This window comes from Pandoraea nosoerga (genome assembly GCF_902459585.1).
Classification (GTDB): Bacteria; Pseudomonadota; Gammaproteobacteria; order Burkholderiales; family Burkholderiaceae; genus Pandoraea; species Pandoraea nosoerga.
Map to the genome: position 1 here is coordinate 55508 of NZ_CABPSC010000011.1, position 20683 is coordinate 76190.

Annotated in this window: 7 protein-coding genes; 3 read left to right on the plus strand and 4 right to left on the minus strand. The window is 68.5% G+C overall.

The annotated features are described in order from the left end of the window. Positions 1–70 precede the first annotated feature (70 nt). Together PNO31109_RS14775 and PNO31109_RS14780 are read left to right on the plus strand one after the other, a co-directional pair. The gene (locus PNO31109_RS14775; RefSeq protein ID WP_150556227.1) at positions 71–673 is read left to right on the plus strand and encodes a response regulator transcription factor; all 603 of its coding nucleotides are present in this window, start codon (positions 71–73) and stop codon (positions 671–673) included. A gap of 28 nt (positions 674–701) precedes the next feature. Then, the gene (locus PNO31109_RS14780; protein WP_150556228.1) at positions 702–2285 is read left to right on the plus strand and encodes a sensor histidine kinase; all 1584 of its coding nucleotides are present in this window, start codon (positions 702–704) and stop codon (positions 2283–2285) included. A 91-nt stretch (positions 2286–2376) separates the two neighbouring features. On the opposite strand, the gene PNO31109_RS14785 is transcribed toward PNO31109_RS14780, so the two are convergent. From PNO31109_RS14785 to macA, 3 genes are read right to left on the minus strand one after another with little or no spacing between them, the layout of a single operon-like run. Further along, on the minus strand, positions 2377–3891 hold the full coding sequence (locus PNO31109_RS14785) for an efflux transporter outer membrane subunit (RefSeq protein WP_477642423.1): 1515 nt from the start codon (positions 3889–3891) through the stop codon (positions 2377–2379). 11 nt (positions 3892–3902) lie between these two features. Then, a complete protein-coding gene (locus PNO31109_RS14790) occupies positions 3903–5978 on the minus strand; it encodes a MacB family efflux pump subunit (protein WP_150556229.1) in 2076 nt (691 codons plus the stop codon). Positions 5979–6015: 37 nt separating this feature from the next. After that, the gene (macA, locus tag PNO31109_RS14795) at positions 6016–7224 is read right to left on the minus strand and encodes a macrolide transporter subunit MacA (protein WP_150556230.1); all 1209 of its coding nucleotides are present in this window, start codon (positions 7222–7224) and stop codon (positions 6016–6018) included. Between the two features lie 355 nt (positions 7225–7579). Between macA and PNO31109_RS14800 the strand changes: the two genes are divergently transcribed. Continuing rightward, positions 7580–8215 (plus strand): trimeric intracellular cation channel family protein, encoded by a 636-nt coding sequence (locus PNO31109_RS14800; protein WP_150556231.1) that lies wholly within the window; start codon positions 7580–7582, stop codon positions 8213–8215. A gap of 51 nt (positions 8216–8266) precedes the next feature. Here the strand turns inward: PNO31109_RS14800 and PNO31109_RS14805 are convergent, their stop codons facing one another. Next, on the minus strand, positions 8267–20452 hold the full coding sequence (locus PNO31109_RS14805) for a filamentous hemagglutinin family protein (RefSeq protein ID WP_370750320.1): 12186 nt from the start codon (positions 20450–20452) through the stop codon (positions 8267–8269). Positions 20453–20683: the final 231 nt, after the last annotated feature.

Sequence of the window (20683 nt, forward strand, 5' to 3'; positions counted from 1 at the left end):
GAAAATTTCGCCGTCCGCGATTTTTTAGTAGGATTTCGCTATTCCATATAAAAAAACCGGGGCCAGCGGGATGTCATCTCCCACCAAAGTTTTCTGTATCGAGGACGACCGCGATTCCGCCGATCTGATTCGCGAAGACCTGACCGATCGCGGCTACGTCGTCAAGGTGGCCTACGACTTCTCCACCGCATTGGCTACCCTCGCCTCCTTCATGCCGGACGTGATTCTGTGCGACGTCAACGTGCCGGGCATGAGCGGCTTCGAATTCCTCGAGAGCGCGCGCGGCATCGTGCAGGGCGAGCGCAAGATCCCCTTCATCTTCCTGACCGGCAACGCCGACAAGGCGTCGATCATGCGCGGGCACAGCACCGGCGCGGACGAGTACATGCTCAAGCCGGTCGACTTCGACGTGCTCGACACGGTCATTCGCAAGTACACGGTCCACGACCAGCCCGATGACGGCGCGCCGCTGCCCTTCGGGCTGAGCCGGCGCGAGGCCGAAGTGCTGCAATGGTCCGCGCGCGGCAAGACTTCCGCCGAGATCGCCATCATTCTCGATCTGGGCAAACGCACGGTCGACTTCCATATCGACAACGCCCGCGAAAAGCTCAACGTCGCCACCCGCACGGAAGCGGTGGTGCGCGCCGCCCTGCTCAATATCATCCAGCTCTGAAGCGCGCCGCCGCGCCGGACTCTCCCGCATGCCCAAAGCCTCGCCGCCATCGCGCAAGCCGCTCCCGATTCGCGGGCGGATGTATCTGCTGCTCGCCCTGTGCCTCGCCGCCATGATCGCTGTCGGCGTCGCCGTGCATCGCGAAGTCGACTCGTCCCAGCAACGCGCCATTGCCGCCGAACGCGCACAGATCGAGCACCTGAGCGTGCTCGAAGAACTCAACGACTACATCTCCGACTTCCGCACCGTGGAGTCGGAGGCGCTCGCCCCCATGTCACCCGGGGCGCTCGCGGACATCCGCGCCGCCGCCGATGAGTTCGACGTGAAGATCAGGGCTGCCTCGGAGCGCTACCAGAAGGTGCAGGCGCGCGACGAATTCCGCCTCGCCTTCTCGAAGTTCCTCACGCAGTGGGCGCAGTATCGGCGCGCCTCGAATCAGGTGTTCGAACTGGCCCGCAGCAACAAGCTCGACGAGGCGGCGAAGCTCTACCGCGGCGAGTCGAACAACAAGTACACCCTGGCGAACGGCACGTTCGGCTCGCTCGTCTTTCGCAGCACCGAGGCCATGATCAAGGAGGTCGAGGCCAAGAACGCCACTGCCCGCAATCGCCTGCTGCAGATCGACGCGCTCATCGCCGCGATGATCGTCGTCACGCTCCTGTGCCTCGTCTACGTGGACACGGTGATCCTCAAGCCGCTCACCCGCCTGATCCGGATGTCCGGCAATGCCGTATCGGGCAAGGACAAGCTGCGCCTGCCGTGGCTGTCGCGCGGCGACGAAATCGGCACGCTGGCGCGCTCGCTCGCCAGGTTCCAGGAGAGCATGGCGTCGCTCGTGCGCAACCAGAAGCTCGCCGCGGCGAAGCACACCATCCTGCAACGCGCGCTCGCCAACGAGGAACGCCTGAACCATTTCCAGAAGACGTTCCGGTCGATGGCAACGCACGAGTTCCGCACGCTGCTCAACGTGATCGACGGCCATGCGCAGCGCCTGCTCAACGCGCGCCACGAGGAGGCGGACTCCCGCCCGCGCTACACGAAGATCCGGGAAGCGGTCGCCAAGCTCAACAGCCTGATCCAGAACTGGCTCGACGCCGCCCAGAGCACTTCGCTCGACGACCCGAAGTTCGGCAAGCGCGCCGAACTGTCGCTCGTGGCGCTGCTCGAAGACGTGCGTGGCGTTGGCGCCGACATGTTTCCCAACGCGACGATCACGGTGCATGCTCCGCCGGCGCTCGACAGCCGCATGATCGGCGACGGCAACGTGCTGTTCCACGCGTTCATCAACCTGGTGAGCAACGCCACGAAGTACACGATCGCGGCGCCCGCCATCGAGATCGGCGTGGCCGACGCCGGCGACGCCCTGCGCGTCGTATTGCGAGACAACGGCACGGGCATCCCGGAGGACGAGCTCAAGGAGATCTTCCAGATGTCGTTCCGCTCGCGCAGCAACGCGGTGCTCGAAGACGGTTCGGGCGTGGGGCTCGCGGTGGTCCACGCCGCCATCGAGTTCCACAAGGGGGCCATCGAAGTGTCGAGCCAGGTCGGCGTGGGCACGACATTCACCATCACGCTGCCAAAGTCCCCGGCACTCACTGCGCACGCGGCCTGAAGCGCCAAGTGGCGCTGCGCGACACCAACCGCTGCGCGAAAAACAGCCGACGTCTGCCGGCTTTTTTCGCTTCGACGCCGCCTGATTCCGTTCAGGCGGGCGGGTTCGCGTCTGCGGGCTTGGCCGTACCGGCGCCCGATCCGAGCGCCACATCCGCCGGATGGTCTGCCCCGCCAAGCGCCTTGTAGAGCGTCATGCGGTTGTTCAGCAAATTCAAGCGAACCTGCGCCTCGGCGCTCTGCGAGTCACGCAGCAGCTTCTGCTGCTGCAACCACGGCTGAATGTCGATGGCGCCCGCGAGATAGCGGGAGCGCAACAGCGCCTCGGCGCGCTGGGCCTGCGCCAGCGACAGCGCCCGCTGCTCGCTTTCCCGGGCGAGCTGATCGCGTGCGGACAACGCGTTCTCGACCTCGCCGAGCGCAGTAAAGAGACGCTTGCGGAACGTGACGACGGCCTCCTCGTACTGCGTCTTCGAGACCTTGATCTGCAACTGCATGGTGTTCCACTGGATGAACGGCAGGCTCAGGCCCGCACCCAGTGTCCCGATCGGGTTGGCGAGCACGCGCTCCAGCGTCGAGCTCGCGGTGCCGAGCGAGCCCGTCAGCGTGAATGTGGGATAGAAGCTCGTGCGGGTGACGTCCACGTTGGCCAGCGTCTCGCGCAGGCGCAGTTCCGCCGCGCGCAGGTCCGGGCGGCGTCCGAGCAGTTCCGCCGGCAGCCCGGCCGGCACGGCCGGCAACGCCTGTTTGGGCAATGTCGAGGGTTCGGCCGCCGCCTGCTGCGGCGGCCGATCGAACAGGATGGCGAGCGCATTGCGGGTCTCGGCGCGCTGTTGCCATTGCTGCGTGAGCGCCGCGCGCTGATCGGCCAGCGCCTGTTCGGCCTGCGCCACGTCGAGCGCGGAGACCGCGCCCGCCGCATGGCGCGAGCGCACGAGGGCCAGCACGCGCTCGCCGTAGGCGATGTTGCTCTCGGAGTAGGCGATGATCTGGTTCAGATAGCCGATCGTCCAGTAGTACTGCGCTGTCTGGCTGATGATGGACAGCCGGGCGGCCTGCAGATCGGCTTCGGTCGCCTCGAACTCCCAGCGCGCCGCGTCGCGCTGCGCGGCGAGCTTGCCCCACAGATCGAGCTCGTAGCTCGCCGTCGCGTTGAGCGCACTGCTGCGCGACATGGCGTGGGTGTCGAGGCTGCGCGAGACGCCGCCCTTGCCCTCGATGGCGAGCGACGGCGTGAGGTTGGTGTCCGCCAGGCCCGCCTGCAACCGAGCGCGATAAGCGCGAATGCCCGCCGCCGCCAGATCGTTGTTGACGGCCAGGACGTCGGCGATCAGTCCGTCGAGTACCGGGTCGCCGAAGGCGCGCCAGAACTCGGACGCCGTCACGTCGCTTGCTGCGGGGCCGCCGGCCTGCGAGGCGGCGGCTGTCACCGGGGTTGTCGCTGCATTGGGCGTCGCGCCGGCCCACTGCGCCGGAACAGGCACCGCCGGCAGTGGATCGTGGCGCACGCCGCCGGCACAGCCGGCCAGCAGGGCGGCCGCGCTCGCCAGCGCGAGCGCCGTCCGGGACAGGCCCCGCGTGCGGATCATGGGAATCGTTCGGATCATCGGGCCATACCTCAATCGCGCGCCAGCGCTTCGACCGGATCCAGCCGCGCGGCATTGCGCGCCGGCATGAAGCCGAATACCACCCCGATGAACGTCGAGCACAGGAATGCCGTGACGACCGAGCCCATCGAGAACACCATCTTCCACTTGGCGACGAACAGCGAGAAGACGAAACTCGCGCCGAAAGACAACGCAATACCGATCGCGCCGCCCATCAGGCACACCATCACGGCTTCGACCAGAAACTGCTGCATGATGTCGCTCTGGCGCGCGCCGACCGCCATGCGAATGCCGATCTCGCGCGTGCGCTCGGTCACCGACACGATCATGATGTTCATCACGCCGATACCGCCCACCACCAGCGAAATCACGGCAATCAGCGAGAGCAGCAGCGTGAGCGACTGGCTCGTCTTCTCGACCGTCTTGACGATGCTGTCCATGTTGTACGTGAAGAAATCCTTGCGGCCGTGGCGCTGCGTCATGAGCGTCTCCAGGCTCTTCTCGGCCGCCTTGCTCGGCTGCCCGTCGCGCACGCGCACGGTGATGCTGTCCACGTTGCGCTGACCGAACAGGCGGCCGGCCGCCGTGGTGTACGGCACCCAGATGTTCAGGCTCTTCATGTCGCCGAACGCGCTTTTCTTCTCGGCCGTCACGCCAATCACCACGCACGGCAGGTTGCCCACGAAGATCACTTCGCCCAGCGGGTCAGGATTGGCGCCGAAGAGCTTGCGGCGCGTGTTCTCGTCGATGACGGCCACCTGGGCCTGCCGGCGCACCTCGTCCGCGCCGAAGGCAATGCCCTGTGCGATATTGAGGCCACGCACCTGGAAGAAATGCTCGCCCACGCCGGTGACCATCGCGCTCGCGTCGATGTTGCGATAGCGCAGCAACAGGCTGCGCGCCGTCTCGGGCGTGGCGCTGTCGACGTAGACCTGCTCGGCGAGCGCCGCCGCGTCTTCGGGCACGAGCGTCTGGATGGTCGTGGCGCGGTTGTCGCCCCAATCCTTGCCGGGGTAGATGTTGATCGTGTTCGTGCCGATGCTGCCGATCTCGGCCAGCATGTAGCGTTTGGCGCCCTCGCCGATGGCCACGATGGAGACGACAGACGTAATGCCGATGATGATCCCGAGCATCGTCAGGAACGTGCGCAGACGGTGCGAGACCAGCGCGATCCACGCCATGCGGAACGCCTCGGCGAAGCGACCGATGCCGCCGGTCCAGCGCCGCGGCGGCACGGCGCCGCCGTGACTGGCGTCGGCCGCCGCCGGATCGGCGCCCTGCGCGGCAGCGGCGGCGCGCGCCTGCTCGACCGGCGTTTCCTCGGCCTCGTCCATCGGGCCAGGCGGCGACGCTTCGGCCGTCGGCGTATTGGGCCGGTCGGCCACGATCTCGCCGTCGCGAATCTCGATGATGCGGCGGGCATGCGCGGCGACGTTCTCGTCGTGCGTGACGATGATGACCGTATGCCCGAGTGCGTTGAGCGCTTTCAGAATGCGGATCACCTCGGTGCCGCTGCGCGAGTCGAGCGCGCCGGTCGGCTCGTCCGCGAGAATCACCTCGCCGCCGTTCATCAGCGCACGCGCGATACTCACGCGCTGCTGCTGGCCGCCCGAGAGCTGGCTCGGCCGGTGGCCGGTGCGCTCGGCCAGCCCCAGCCGCTCGAGCAGCTTCACCGAGCGCGCGCGGCGCACCGCGTGCGGCGTGCCCGTGTAGACGGAGGGCATCTCGACGTTCGATGCGGCGTCCAGGTGCGGCAACAGGTGATAGCGCTGGAAGATGAAGCCGAAATGCTCGCGACGCAACTGCGCCAGCGCATCCGCATCGAGCTCGCGCGTCTCGCGCCCGGCCACGCGGTAGCTGCCCTCGCTCGGGTGATCGAGACACCCGAGGATATTCATCAGCGTGGACTTGCCCGAGCCGGACGCCCCCATGATGGCGACGATCTCGCCGGCCTCGATCGTCAGATGCACGTCGCGCAGCACGACGACATCGCGCTCGCCCGCCGGAAAGCGCCGGGTGACGCCCGTCAGTTCCAGCATGGGATGCGGGCTGGCTCGCGCGGCGGTGGGGTCGATGGTGCTCGACATGCTCGACATCCTTTATGTCCTTGACGATGCTCGACGGTTACTGCCCCTGCCCCACGCCGGACGACCTCTCGGACCCTTGCGCACCGGCCGGTGTGGACTCGCCCGCCTCGCCGATCACCACGCGCTCGCCCTGCGCGAGGCCTTCGCGCACTTGCACCCGCACGTTGTTGTTCAGCCCCGTCACGATCTGGCGCGTGCTCGCCTTGCCGTCGGCGCCGAGCACGCGCACTTCGTAACGATTGGGCGCAACGCGCTTGCCCAGCGCCGCCACCGGCACGCTCAGCGCCTGCTTCGCGGTGCCGAGCAGCACGTTGACCTGCGCCGTCATCGAAATGCGCAGGCGATGGTCGGGGTTGGGCACGTCGAACAGCGCGTTGTAGAACACGGCCGTATTGTTGCGCGCGGCGCCGCCGCCCAGCGTGCTCTGCGTGTCGAGGTAGTTCTGCGGCGCGGGCTCGATGGCGCGCAGCTTGCCGTAGTAGCGCTTGTCGGCGTCGCCCAGGATCGTGAAATAGGCCGTCTGCCCCGGCTCCACGCGGATCACGTCGGCCTCCGAGACCTGCGCCTTGACGGTGATCGTGTTGAGGTCGGCGAGTTTCAGAATCACCGGTGCCTGCTGCTGTGCGACCACGGTCTGACCTTCCTGCGTGACGATGGCGACGACTTCGCCGTCGATCGGCGCCTCGATGCGCGTATAGCCGACATTGGCCTTGGCCGTCTCGATGGCCACGGCCGCTTTGAGAATCTGGGCGTCGAGCCCGGCAAGCGCGGCCCGCTGCGTGTCGAGCGCCGCCTGCGCGGCCTCGAAGTCCTGCCGCGAGGTCGACTCGTCGGGCAGCATCTGGCGCTGGCGGGCAAACGCCAGTTCGGCCTGCCTGAGCTGGGCCTGTGTCGAGCGTTTCTGCGCCTGCAGGTTCTGCATGTCGGCTTCGGCCGAGCGCAGGCCGTTCTGCGCGAGCACGGGGTCGATCTGCGCGAGCCACTGCCCCTTCCTGACCTTGTCGCCCAGCTTCACCTTGAGCGACTTGAGCTGACCGGTGACCTGTGCGCCCACGTCCACCTGCTGGAAGGCGCCCAGCGTGCCAGTGGCGAGTACGGTGTTCTCGAGGTCGCCGCGCTCGACGCTGGCGCTGATGTATTGCGGCGGCTTCGGGCTCGCGAGGCTGCGCAGCCCAAGCACCACGAGAACGAGGAGCACGACGAGGCTGGCGGCGAGATAGCGTCGGCGGCGAATGAACTGGATCATGGAACGAAGTGGGTGATCAAAAGGGCACGTCGAAAAGCGCGCTTGCCGGGTCCGCTGCCGCACAAGCGCCGGTCGATCCGCCGGCCGCACGCCCGGGCCGGATCACCGCTTCGAGGCATCGTTCGGGGCACAAAAGGCGGAGCCAAAAGTGGAGCCAAAGGTGGAGATTCTAAGGGCTTTGGCGCCCTTGCAGGCCATTGCCCCATAAATACCGCGGCAACGATATCCCGCCGACGATGGCAACGAACAAGGCGTGCGCGCGAAAATGCGTGCGCATCACGGGGCCGGATGCGCCGCACGCCGCCGATCGATCTCTCGCAAAGTGATATATTCGCCCGGCAATCGAAGGGACATCATGAAAACAGAGATTTTCTACGCGCTGTACCTGATCGCCATCGTGACCGAGGCGATGTCGGGCGCCATCATGGGGATGCAACGCGGCATGGACCGCTTCGGTCTCGCCTTCGTCGGCATGGTCACCGCCCTGGGCGGCGGCACGATCCGCGACGTCCTGTTCGGGCGCCATCCGCTCGTCTGGATTGCGCACCCCGAATATCTGCTGCTCACGCTCGGGGCGGCCACGCTCACTTCCATCATCGCGCGCCACATTCACCGGCTGCGCATGACCTTCGTCACGGTGGACGCCATCGGCCTGGCCGCGTTCACCATCCTCGGCTGCGACATCGGCATGACCGTGAGTACGAGCCCAGTCATCGTGGTGCTCGCCGGCGTACTGACGGGCATTGGCGGCGGCATGCTGCGCGACCTGCTGTGCGGCCAGGTGCCGCTGGTGCTGCGCCGTGAAATGTATGCAAGCGTGGCGTGCATCGCAGGCGCCATGTATGTCGGCATGCTGCACTGGGGCGTGGACAATGGCATCGCGACGGGCATCGGCTTCGTGGCCGGCTTCGTCATCCGCATGCTGGCCGTCTGGTTCGGCTGGCGCTTGCGCACGTTCGAAGACGAAACCCCGGCCGACCCGATGCACTGACGACCGACGGGCCGCGACCGCGTGTCCGCAGCCCGTCGATCGATCACCCGCTCAGCGCTCCGCCTGAAGCGCCGCACGCTCCGCAGGCGTGAGCAGCGACATCGCGCGAGAGCTGAGCTCGGCGCCATGCCCCACGATCTGCACGCGGCTGCGCCGGTCGTAGGCGCTTGCCTGCGGGCCCGCCCCGGAGCCGCCGCCGTCGTCCTGCCCACCGCCCGGGCCTGCACCTCGCTCTCCCGTCCCGCTCGCCGTACCGAGCATTCGCACGGTGAATATCGACGGCTGGTTCTGGCGCTGCGCGACGCGCTCGCGCGCCATCGCGTCCTGAGCGGCCGCGGCGGCCTGCGCTGCCGTGGCACTCGCGTTGGTCAGCGCACCGACGTTGACCGCCGCCACGAGCGGCAGTCCCACCGACTTGCCCTGCACCTGCACGTTGGCCGCATTGACCACCGCCAACGCCGCGAAGTTGACGTTGCCCGACACGCGAATCCCCGCTTCGCCGGCGTCGATGGTGCCCAGCGGCGCCACCAGATCGACGTCGCCGGGCCTGACCTCGGGAATCGGATTGAGCGTGGCGATCCCCGCGCCCGAGCTCGGCACGTTCGGCGAGAGCGTGACGTTGCCCCACGCGTCGTACACGCGCCTGGGCGGCGTGTAGAGCACGGTGGTCTTCGAGCCGCGGCCCGCGTTGATGTCGCCTTCGGCCGACCAGCCCTGAATATCGCCGCCGAAAGTCGTCATCACGCGCGAGAGGCCGAGCAGGATGCTGCCCAGGCTGTACATCCGAATCGCGCCCTCGCCCTGCGTGAGCAGACCGGCCGGCACGGTGGCCGGGTCGGCGGAGGGCGTCACGCCTTCCACGCCCAGCGTGGTCTGTCCGGCAGGCACGAGCAGTTCGATGTCGCCGCCGGAGACGGTGCGGATCCCGCCGTTGGACGTTGCCCCCTGGAACAGGGTCAGGCCGCCGCTGCGGGCGATTGGCCGTGCGTTCGCATCGGTTTGCGGGAACAGCGCGGCGATGGCCTCGCGCCCGCGCAGGTAGCTGCCCGAGCGCTTGCCCGACGCGTCGTTGTACTCACGGCCTGAGGCCAGCAGTTCCGCGTAGTACGCCTCGCGCACCATCACGCGCTGCTGTTCTGCCGGCAGCGTCAGGAACCAGGCGAGCGCGGCAGCGCCACCCTGCCCCGTGTACCCGAACCGCGTGCGAAGCCAGTCGAGCAGTTCTGCCTCATAGGTCTTTGCCACCTTGCCGGGCTGTGCGGCGAGCGGCTGCGACGGGTCGGCGAGGTTGGCCGGATCGAAATAGCGGCGCGCGAACGCTGCCACGTCGGTCTGCCCCTGGCCCGGCGCGCCGGCGCCCAGCCCCGCCTGCACGACGATGTTCGCGCCGGGTCGCTTGTCGCCCGCCACGAGCGGCCCGAGGCTGGTAAAGCCCGCGACGTTGCCGAGGTAGATGTCGCCGCCGGCGGACACTTCGAAGGTGCCCGGCCCGGCGATGGTGAAGCCGGTGTTGTTGTACGGGCCGTAGAGGATATCGCCTGCGGCCGCCATCATCGACACGTCGGATTCGCGCGTCTGATTGATCAGGCCGTTGGTGTTGACGATGTCGCCGCCCGCCTTGATCTGCACCGGCTTCGACGCCAGATAGTGGGAGGCGTAGCCGGAGGGCGTGTAGAACGTGCGGATCTCGCCGATGCGCGCACTCTGGACGCTGCCGTTTACCGCATAGAGGCGCGACAGGGCGCCGTTGCCGTCTGCGCTCGTGTCGGTGAGCGTGTTCGGACCGAATATCGCGAGTCCGCCGCCAAGTCCCGTGTAGGCGCCATAGCCCGGGTTGTAATCGGTGTTGTAGATGTTCTCGTAGGTGTTGCTGTCGTGATCGGTTCCGCCGCCCCAGTAGTTCGAGGCGTTCGCCGTCTGCCAACCGGGCTGAGCGGGCGTCGCCAGAGACGACAAAGAGGTGCCGAGCGTGCCGAACGGGAACGCGCTCACGCTCGCGTTGTTGCGGTTCACGCCGGAGATTGCGTCGCGAGCAAGGAACTGGAAACGACTGTCCGGCGACGGCATGAGATAGTCGTAAAACTGCCGCGGTGCGAAGTAGATGCTGCCGCCGGCGGCCGTCACGTCGAGTATCGGCGGCAGATACGTCGTGATGCCGAAGTTGGACGTCACGTTGCCCAGCGGCGACGCGCTGCCTCCCGCCGCGAACAGCCGGATCGCGGTGTCGTCGCGCCACAGCGTGAACCAGCTTGCCGCGTTCGTGCTCACCCCGGCGAGCGTGGCCTGCGTCTGTACGCGCTCCTCGGCGCGCCCGGGGTCGACGACCTTGCCCATCACCACGTCGCCCAGCGCCTGCAGGACGACGTTGCCGTCACCGGGTGCGACATCCGCGCCATTGCGGCTCAGCGCGGAATACGGCGTGTGGCTGTCCAGACCGCGCGGGTCCGATTGCAGGGCGACGCCGTAGTCACGCAGCAGCATCGCGCCGATATTGCCGTCGGCCGAGACCTTCGTGTCACCGCGAATATCGGCGTAGAGGCCGCCGAAGACGTTCCCGCCGGCCGAGACATTGAGCGAGCCGCCGCCCGTCTGCACGATGCCGGCATCGGTCACGCGGCCGGACCCGCCGACCGCCACGACCACGTTGCGGCTGGCCGTCGCGTCGTCCACGCCGATATTGCCGCCCGCTCGCACGTTGACGTTGCCGCCGCCGAGCGCGCCCATGCCCGAGAACGCCGAGAGGCCCAACGTCGCGGTATAGATGTTGCCGTCGAGCGCATAGGTGCCGAAGTTCACGCCCCATGCCGTCGGCTGGTTCAACGCCGCGCCGCCCTGGCGCAGCACCCAGTTGCCGACCATTTCGCTGTTGGGCTCCTGCCAGCCGAGAATGTTGCCGCCGGCCGAGAGCGTGAAGTCGCCGCCGTCCTGCGTGTACCACATGCGCTGGGCGTTGAGCGTCGCCTCGTAGCCCGCGCGCGCCGGCGTGCCGCTGCCCAGATACGTGCCATCCGGCGCCAGAGCGCGCGGCGCATTCCATGCCGTGCCGGCGCCGGTGCCCGCCACCGGGCTGCCCGCCGTGTACACGCCGAACGGCGAGAGCTGCTGGTAGTCACCGCCCGCATACAGCTCGAGGTCCCCGGTACCGGTGCGCACGACGCTGATGCCGGCCGCCGGGGTGCCGAGGCCCTTGCCCTGCACGTTCACGGTAAACGGATCGTTGAGCACGATGTCGCCGCCCTGGGCCGCGCCGTGCACGGCGCGCGAATCGGGGCTGGCAAGATCGCTGCCCCCAACGAGCCGCATCGACCACGATTGCACGCCCGGCTCGAGCATTGGTGCAATCGCCCAGATCGGCCGTTCTCCCACCTGCGCCTGCGCGGTCGAAACATACATGCCGCCAGGCAGAATCGCGCCCTGCGGGAGATCGAGCGGATTCGCGAGGGCGTAGTTCTTGATGGGCGCGACCGACGTGTTGGCAGGCCACTGCATCTCGGCGAGTCGCATGATGTACGGCCCGCTGTCCGAGAACTGGATCGCGTTCATGCCGGCCTTGAGGATCGTGCCGGGCGGCAGCAGCATGTTCGATGCCGTCGTGCCGACGATGCCCACCAGCGACGAGGTGTTCGTACCGGCCGCGATCCGATAGCCGCCGGGGCCGACGGTCGTACCGTTCTTGAGCCGATAGCCTTCGGGGAGAATGATATCGGCCGTGGTGACCACGTTGGCCTTGATCCGGTTCGAGTTCGTATTCCCCCCGAGCACCACGTCGATGGGCAATCGGCTCGTGTCCGACAGGTAAAGCGGTGTGTTCGCGGCCAGATCCAGGCTGAAATTGAGCGTGCCGGTCGCCGGCAGCTTGCTTCCCACCCCGAGCGTGAGCCCGCTGGCCGCCACCGTGTACGGTCCGGTGAGCGTGACGGCCGAAAGTACCGTCTGGTACACCGCGCCGTCGGGTGAGGCCACCGGCGCCCCGAAGCCGTCCGTGATGCTGCCGTTGACCTTCAGGTCGCCGCCTGCGCGCAGCACGAGCACACCGGGCTCGCCCGCGCCGCGCACGCCGGCCGCCGCGCCCGGGCCATACCGGTAGCCCGACAAATCGAGGTCGCCCTTGGTGTTGATGTCCGCCGCGCTCGCGATCTCGACGCCGGGCCGCAGGTGAAACGCGTCGCCGTAGCTGGCGAGCCCGGCAAGACGCGACTGCAGCGAGGCGTTGCGCGTCGCGTTGTCGATGAATTGGCGGCTGCGCGCGTCGATCTGGGCGAGGCCGACCACGCCGTCGCCGCCCACGGGCGCGCCGGCGGCGTCGCCATTGTCCTGCGTCACGGTGCCATTGGCGTCGGTCGGCGAGTACTTCCAGAAGCCGTTCACGGCGATGCTGCGCGCGCCGGCAATGTCGGGCCGCGCCGACGCATCGATGCGAATGTCGCCGCTGGTTTCGTCCGCGCGCGGCGCGTTGATGTCGATCCGGCCGCGCGCCACGCCGTCCGGCGAACGCATGTCGAAGCGCACTCCGTCGCCGAGCCGCACCGTGCCGGTGCTCGACGTGAGCGCAACATGGCCGCGGTTCGACGCGTCGATGCTCGCGCCGTAACTGTCGGTCACGAGGCGGGTGGCATGCGTGTCGAGTACGGCGCCGCGACCGAGCGCGAGGTCCCCCAGCGCCGAGAGCATGATGGCGCCCGGCGTGGCGCCCGACGCGTCGATCGTGCCGATGACGGCGAGGCTGCCGTTGTCGGTCGCAATGCTCACGTTGCTGGCCCGTACCCCGTCGCCCACGGTGAGATCGCCCTGGCGCAAGCGGAACGCACGCGAGCCGAAGAAGCCGCCGTCGTTGAGCGACTGGTTGAGCGCGGCGAAGCCCTCGCCGCTCAACGAGCCGACGTCCAGGGCGAACTGAGCGCCGGTCTGCCCGGGCTCTGCCGTGCCGAGTACGCTCGCATCGACGCTCACCTGTCCCTGCGGTGCACTGAGGCCGAGCGAGCCGGCTGCCGCATGCGGCGACGAGACGTCGATGACGGCGCCGCGTTGCAGCGCGATGTTGCCGTTGGCGCTCGCGAGCTGGATCTTGCCGCCCCAGCTCGGCTGCGTCACGTCGAAAAAGGCCGTATCGCGGCCGGCGAGATCGAGACTGGCCTGCGGGCCGATGACGATCGCCCCGTCCGCATCGATCGAGAGCTTGCCGCTCGGCAGGGCCAGGGCGGTCTGCACGTCGACACTGCGCCCTCTGAACGCCAGCGACGCGCCGAGATCCTGTACAGCCGCCGTGGGCGCCGGACTTCCTCCTGCGGGCGCCGTGAGCGAGATGGTTCCGCCCGCGTCGTAGCGCATCGACGAACCGGCCTTGCCGGTGACGAGCGGCGCGACGATGTGCAGGTCGCCGCCACGGCGCGAGCCGTCAGCCGCCTGCGTGCCCCCTACCGTAAGTGTGCCGAGGTGGTTTGCCGTGACCCGTTCGGAGGCTTGCAGCGTCACGTCGGAGAATCCAAGCGTCAGGCGATCGAGCGCGCTCTGGCGTTGCGCCTGGCTCAGGTCGTCGTAGCCGAACTCGATCGTGCGCGCGTCCACGACGAGTTTGCCGGTACCGGTGCCGGGTCCGCCCGCGAGCACTGCGGCGGGCGCTTGCGAGCCGAACGGACTGTCCGTCGTGCCCGAGCCGGTCGAGACGCCGTTCCACAGGAAGTGCGACGTCGACAGGCGCACGACATCGGTGCTGCTGCCCAGTCCGTAGAACGCCGGCGAGTTGAACACCATCTGCACGGGGGAGTCGCCCGTGTCGAGGGTCGTCGTGCCGAAGAAGTTGAACGAGCCGCCGGCTGTCAGCGTCAGGCGCTCGAGCGCCGGAACGCCCGACGAAGCCGAGGGCCGCAGGAGGGTGTCGAGCGCATCCTGCGTGAGCTTCCAGCCAGCCGGCGCGCTCGCCATGGCGGCCGGCTCGCCGATGTTGATCTGGTCCTGCGACACGGTCAGATAGCGCGCGCCGAGATTGACGTCACCGAGTGACAGCGCCCCGGGCGCCGCAAAGGCGATGGTGCCCTGCGTGAGCAACGACGCCCCGTCGCCGACGCTCACCGTACCGTAGCCGTCCGATGGCAGGAACTCGAGCCATCCATTGCCGACGGCAAGCAGGCCCGGGTGATCGGCGAGGTACTTCCCCGCGGCCAGTCCCGTGGCATAGACATAGCCATAGCGCGAATCGATGACGTTCCCGTCAAAGCCGCGCGTGTCGATGCTTGCACCACTCTCGACGTTGACCGCCTTGCCGACGAGGAACACCTGTCCGGCGCGCAGTGCCGCGCCGCTGCGCACCGTCACACCGTTGTACAGCAACCCGTCGTTGCCGAAATACAGGCGTGCGCTGTCGCCCAGCGAGCTCTGTCCGTCGAAATACGTCCAGTACCCGCCCAGTCCGAGCGAGGGTGCCGCAAACGCGTTCAGATCGCGATCGACGAGCGAGACCATGCCTGCCGTCGGCGCCGCGCCCGGCGTGCGCACTTCGATGAGTGACGCGCCGCCCGTGACGAACAGCGCGCCGTCCACGCCCGTCACCTCGGGTGTCTGCACGCCGCCGAAGCGCACGGTGCCGGCAAAGTCGAGCGCGGGGCCGGCCGTCGTGGCGGGCTGGAACGCGATGTTGAGCAGTTTGCCGTCCTCGGGCAGACGCGCGCGCACCGTGCCGAACTGCTTTGCCTGCGAGAGCAGGAATTCGCTGAGCGTCGTCTCGTTGAATTGCGAGAGCTTGCGCACCGCCGCGCCGGGCGTGACGATCAGGCGCGTGAGCTGGTTGTCGTACTGCCCCGTGCCCGCCGTGCGCTGCGTGCCGGCGGCCGTCCACGAGCCGTCGCCGGTCGGCATGGCCGCTAACGCGGCGCCTTCACGCAGCGGGACCGTACCGGCCAGTTCCACGCGATACGCGCCGGGCATGAGCGCAAAGCTCGACGGCATCAACGTATAGGTGCCGGCGGGCAGCCCTGGCACGCCGTCGCCGATGGTGATCTGCCGGCCGACGGCGGGGTCGCCCGCGCCGTTGTCGAGCACCACCGGCGCATATTGGCTCTTGTAGCCCGGCAGGATCGCGTACACCCGGTTGCCGGCCGAACTGTAAGCGTTGGCCGCCGGGTTCGCGTTGGCCAGTGGCGTGGCCAGCACGTTGACGGAGCCGCCGCGCCCGGAGACGAACCCCTCACCGTGCAGCGTGCCGCCGCCCGACAGGTCGATCACGGCGCCGGCTTCGCCCACGAGATGCGCGGCGCCGATGTTCACGCCCGTCGCAAGCACGCGTGTATCGCCGGACTTCACGCCGCTCGTGTCGCCGCGCGACACGAAGGTGTCGGCAAGGTTGTATTGCGTCGCATACCGGCCGCCGACGTTCAGACCGCGGTAAGTCACGCCGTCGGTCGTGCCGCCGTAGGGCATCTCGAGTCCCGCCGCGCTCACCGACGTCAGACTACCGTTGCGCAGAATGACCGTGGGGTCGGTCTGCACGGCGTTGAGCACGCCGTTCTGGCCGAGCAACAGCACCTGTTGCCAGTCCGTGCCCAGATTGCCGCCCACGGTATTGAGCGAAATCACGCCGAGCGGCGCACGCACCACGCCGCCCTGATCGATGGCGCCGCCCATCAGAATAAGTTGCCCGAACACCGAGTACGGCGTGTCCGGCGTGCCCGCGCCGTTCGCGCGGATCGTCAGACGGCTGTCCGGCGCGATGCCCGTGTACCGGTCGCCCGCGATCACCGCGGCGTAGCCCGACGAGACCGGATAGACCTGCGCGGCCGTGAGGTTGATGTTGCCCTGCGCGTTCAGGCCGCCGGCAAGACGAATGTCGCCGGCGCTCACGAGCGACAGGTCGGCAAAGCCGTCTTGCGCCACGAACGTCGAAGGCACGGACGTACCGGCGATGTTACCGACCCCCTCCCATGCCGACGCGCCCGAGACCACGCGCCCCGCCACGTCGATGAGATTGCCCGAGAACGTGAGTGCGCTGTGGCCGGCCGACGCCTGTCCCGCACGCGGGCTGTAGACGCCCGGCACGAACGTGTCGTTGTCGAGCAGCGTGGGCGCGTCCCACGAGCCGCCGTCCAGACGGATGTATGGCGCCGCGATCCGGACCTGCGCGTCCGGCGTCCGGTCCGAGACGGTGAGCAAGCCGCCCTTGAGATTCACGCTGCCCGCCAGCGACAGATCGAGGTCGCCCTGGAAAACGAAGCGATCGTGCGTGGAGAGGACCAGGTTGTCGAAGGCGCCCGCCCGCAGCTTGTCCACGCCGATGACCGCCTTGCCGTATTGCAGCGGGCTGACCGATGCGTCCGGCGCCGGCGCATTCTGCACGAGCGTGATGTCATGCACGTTCGCGAACTGCGTGGGCAGATTCGCCGAATCGGTGTAGGTGCGGGTGTCGAAGTAAATGCCGAGCGTGCCGCCAGTGGCGCCCGCGCCGGCGGCGCCGGCCGCGGCCCGCAGCGTGCCCTCGAGCGCAAAGCCGTTGTTCGAATGCAGCGTGATGCTGCCGCCGTCTCCCGCGAGCGTTACGCCGTCCGGCGCGCCGGACGCCGCCGTGCCGGCGGTACGATCGACGCGCGCCGCTGCGCCCGACACGTCGAGCACCGCCCCCGGGCGGACCACGACATACGCGTCGCTGGGGTTCACGGTGATGCTGCCGCCATCGGGCGCGATACCGTAGGCCCGGCCGAGCGTGTCGTGGGCCACGTAGGCGCGCGCCGCGGCGTCGAGCCGCGCATCGTCGCCGATCCAGATCGCGCGCGTCGGGTCGTTCGCGTAGCCGATGCCGGCACTCTGCCCCGTCGCAGCCAGCGCAATGCTGCCGCCCCAGGCGTTGAGCGTGCCGTCGATCGTCAGTTGTCCTTCGCTGCTCAGGCGAATCGATTGCCCGGGGTCCACCGTGATCGTGGCGCCGCGACCGATCGTGAGCGGCGCGAGACCGTTCGAGCCGTCGTAACCGGCGCTGAGCGCCGCGCTCGCACCCGCACGCCGGGCGAGCGTGGCGCCGAGCGGGTTCTCGGTGTACTGCGGCGGCGTCCACACGCTCAGCACGCGCATCGGATCGCTGCCGGTGGCCGCGCGCCCCGCGAGTTCGGGATCCGCACGCAGGACCGGCATGATCACCTCGAGCGCCGTGTTCTCGGCGACGACCAGCCCGTCGTGCCCGTTCACGCGATAGTTCGAGAACCCCCGCTGGAAGATCGCCGGATCCACGCGGACCTGAGACGGCGTCGCCGCATCCGCCTGCGGCGCCGGGCCGATGGCAAGCGCGCCTCCGGTCGAAAGACTCAGTGTGCCCCCGCCATTGACGCCATAGCCGCGCACGTCGCTAAGCCAGCTCAGGCGCCCCTGCGTGGGCACGCTGCCCACGCTGTGCCCGGCCTCTAGCGTGACATCGCCGCCGGAGCCGCCGTCCACCGATCCGTTGGCGCGCATCACGGCGCCCGAGGACACGTCGATGCGCGCGCCTGCGCCGATGCCGACGTCGCCCGTGCTCACGACCGATACATCGCCCCCATTGACGAAGGGCAGCCCCGCCGTGCCGTTGCCGTCGAGCGCCAGATTGCTCCACAAGCCCGTCGTGTCGAGACGCACGCCGTCGGCGACGGACACGGCGGCGGACACGGCGGCGGTGCCGGCCGCGCCGCCCGGGTCCGCCGCCGGCGGCAATACGATCTCGGTGCTTACGCCGCTCTCGCCCACATGCGAGACGACGTTGCCGAGCGCAATCGTGCCGCCGTGCGCAGTGAGGCCAGCGGCCACGCTCACGTGCGGTGCATACAAGGCGATCGTGCCGCCCGGCGTCACGCTCAGCGCCCCTTCGACGCGCAGCGAGTCGCTCGCGGCCGCACGAATGGCCCCCACGCCGAAGAGGCTCACGTAGCGGCTGTCGAGGGCGAGCGTGGTGCCCGCATCGCGCGCGGCGGCCTCGGCCGCCGGCGCATCGCCGGTGAAGACGATCGTGCTGGCGACAGGCGACAGATTGTAGAAAACGCCCGTCGCGCCGAGCGATGGCGTCCAGTTTGCAGCGGACTGATAGCTGCCCAGTATCAGCTCGGCGCCCCGAGCCGCCGCCTGCTGGGCTTGCAGGTAGCCATCCGCCAGGGTCGCGTCGGCGGCCTTGACCTGCGACGGGCCCTGATACGTGGCGGCGACCACGTCGCCGGCGAGCGACGCGGTGGGCGTCGAGATGATGAGACGTCCTGCGTCGCGGCCTACGGTGTAGCCGTTTTGCAGCACGCGTTGCGGCGCGATGAGCGGGCTCGCATACGACTCCGTCGCGCTCGTGCCCCAGCGCGGGTGCAGGGCGTCGAAGCCTGTGTAGACGCCGCTGTACGCGACATTCGCGGGCGCCGCGTTGGCGTTGTAGATCTGGCCGTCCGCACCGCGCAGCCACGTCTGGTTCAGATAGCCCGTCTGCACGTCGAGCGAGCCGCCCGACACGTTGATGGTCGACCCCGCCTGCGTCACGGCATTGCCGCCGCTGAACGCCACCGTGCCGCCCTGCGCGGCCCATTCGCCGATGCGATGGCCGATGTTGTCCAGATAACCGCCGACCTCGAGCAGCCCGCCTGGCGTGTAGTAGCGGTCCTTGTCGTAGCCGCCGGCGCCGGCCGCCGTGTGCAGCAGGCGCCGCCGGTCGATCCAGATGTTGGCATTGTTGAGCGCGGCCCGGTCGCGGTTGGCGGGCGAGTCGCGCTGCTCGTTGCCCTGCACGTTGATCTTGACGTTGTTGCTGTCCATCGACAGTGACACGCCCACCGCGCCCGAGGCGTCGAGCTGCGCACCAGTCGCCACGAAACTGCGGCCCGTCGCGCTCACGGCGAGCTGGCCGCCCGTGGCGAGCGTCAGCGAGTTGCCCTGGAATTCGACGTTGCCGCCGCTCACGATTTCCACGCGCGACTGATCGCGGCGGTCGTCGAGACGAGACAGGTTGTCGAACAGGTCGACGGGGCTCTGACGACGGATGAAGTCCTGCGCCGCCGAGTCCTTGATGATGGCCGAGCGCTGGCTGTCGAGCGCCGTGGCGCCGTTGTCGCTGATCAGGACCGAGGTGAGCGCGCCGTTGCCGAGCGTCACCTTGCCTTGCGTGTCGCTTGCCGAGTTGAGCAGGTGGATCGTGCCGCGCGTATTGACCGTCGTCGTCGACACCGCCACGCCGAGTTGCTGCACGTCTCGGCCCGCCAACGTGATGTCGCCCTCCGGCGCCATCAACAGCCCCGTGTTGACGACTTTTCCTGCCGTGCTGTCTGCCACGAGCTGCGGCGAGATTTCGTTGCCGCGCGTGGTCGACGATGTGTTCGCATCCGTGCCCACACCCTTGCGGATCACGAAGCTGTCGCCGGCAGCGAGCGCGACCTGCCCTTGCGGCGTGACGATCGTCCCCGCGTTGCTCACGTCCTTGCCGAGCAACAGCACGTAGCCGCCGCCCTGCGTCACCGACGTGGGCGTGCGTGTCGTGATGCTCGCGCCGGCCTGCACCTCGACCTTGCCCAGCGCGTCGGTGAAGCTCGGCGTCGTTCCATTCGCGCCGTAGAGCCCACCGGTCTTGAACTGCGCGTCGCTCATGTTCGCCGCCGCAACCACCAGATTGCGCGTATCGACTTGACTGGCGCCGCCGAAGATCACGCCGTTGCGGTTGAGCACCAGCACGGTGCCGTCGCCGTGAATCTGCCCCTGGATCTGGCTCGGCCGCGCCTGCGGATCGTTCACGCGGTTGAGCACCGCCCAATCGCTTTGTTGCGCGAAGTTCACCGACGTGTTGCGACCGACGTTGAACGTCTCCCAGTTCAGGATCGCCTTGTCGGCCGTCTGCTGGATGTTGACGTTGGTCTTGCCGTTCGAGGTGCTTTGCGTGGGCGCCTGCGCGTTGATCCAGCCCTTGGTGAGGCTATTGGTATCGACCTTGAGACCGCCTTCGGCGAGGCCATCCGGGATCGTGGCATCGCTGTTGGCCGCGGCCGCACGCGCGCTCGCCTGCGCCGCCTGCATCGCGGCAATGCCCTGCGCCGCCGAGCCCAGATTCGCAATCGAGCGCTGCAGTTGGGCATTGGCCTGTTGCTGCTGCGCCGAGGGGTCCATGAGCGCGGTGACCGGCATGCCGTTCGGCAGGCGTCCCGTCTGTGAGGCCGTCGTCTGCGCCGCGCCGCGCGCCGCGAACCATGCACTGCTGAACGCTTGTTGCGCGTGGGCGCTGCTCCACAACCCGCTGCTGGCCAGAAAGACGGCCACGGCCCGCATGGTCGGGGAGATGATGGACGAAGGGATAGGAGAGCTGGCCGTGACGCGCCTGCGCGTCCGGAGGGGATGGCGTCGTCGGTTCGTTGCTGCGCCCTGGTGCCCGCGTGTGTTCATCTGGAATTCAGCCTGTGGTGGATGCGTCCTCCTAAAGACACGCGCACTGCACGAAATCCCCCAACTTTTTCGATGCCGCTCGAACGCAATTCCGCTGCGCCCCGCGCCAGACGCGGG

Coding starts and splice junctions, on each gene's coding strand:
- PNO31109_RS14800 (WP_150556231.1), top strand. CDS start 7,580: ATGAAAACAGAGATTTTCTACGCGCTGTACCTGATCGCCATCGTGACC.
- PNO31109_RS14785 (WP_477642423.1), bottom strand. CDS start 3,891: ATGATCCGAACGATTCCCATGATCCGCACGCGGGGCCTGTCCCGGACG.
- macA (WP_150556230.1), bottom strand. CDS start 7,224: ATGATCCAGTTCATTCGCCGCCGACGCTATCTCGCCGCCAGCCTCGTC.
- PNO31109_RS14790 (WP_150556229.1), bottom strand. CDS start 5,978: ATGTCGAGCACCATCGACCCCACCGCCGCGCGAGCCAGCCCGCATCCC.
- PNO31109_RS14775 (WP_150556227.1), top strand. CDS start 71: ATGTCATCTCCCACCAAAGTTTTCTGTATCGAGGACGACCGCGATTCC.
- PNO31109_RS14805 (WP_370750320.1), bottom strand. CDS start 20,452: ATGCGGGCCGTGGCCGTCTTTCTGGCCAGCAGCGGGTTGTGGAGCAGC.
- PNO31109_RS14780 (WP_150556228.1), top strand. CDS start 702: ATGCCCAAAGCCTCGCCGCCATCGCGCAAGCCGCTCCCGATTCGCGGG.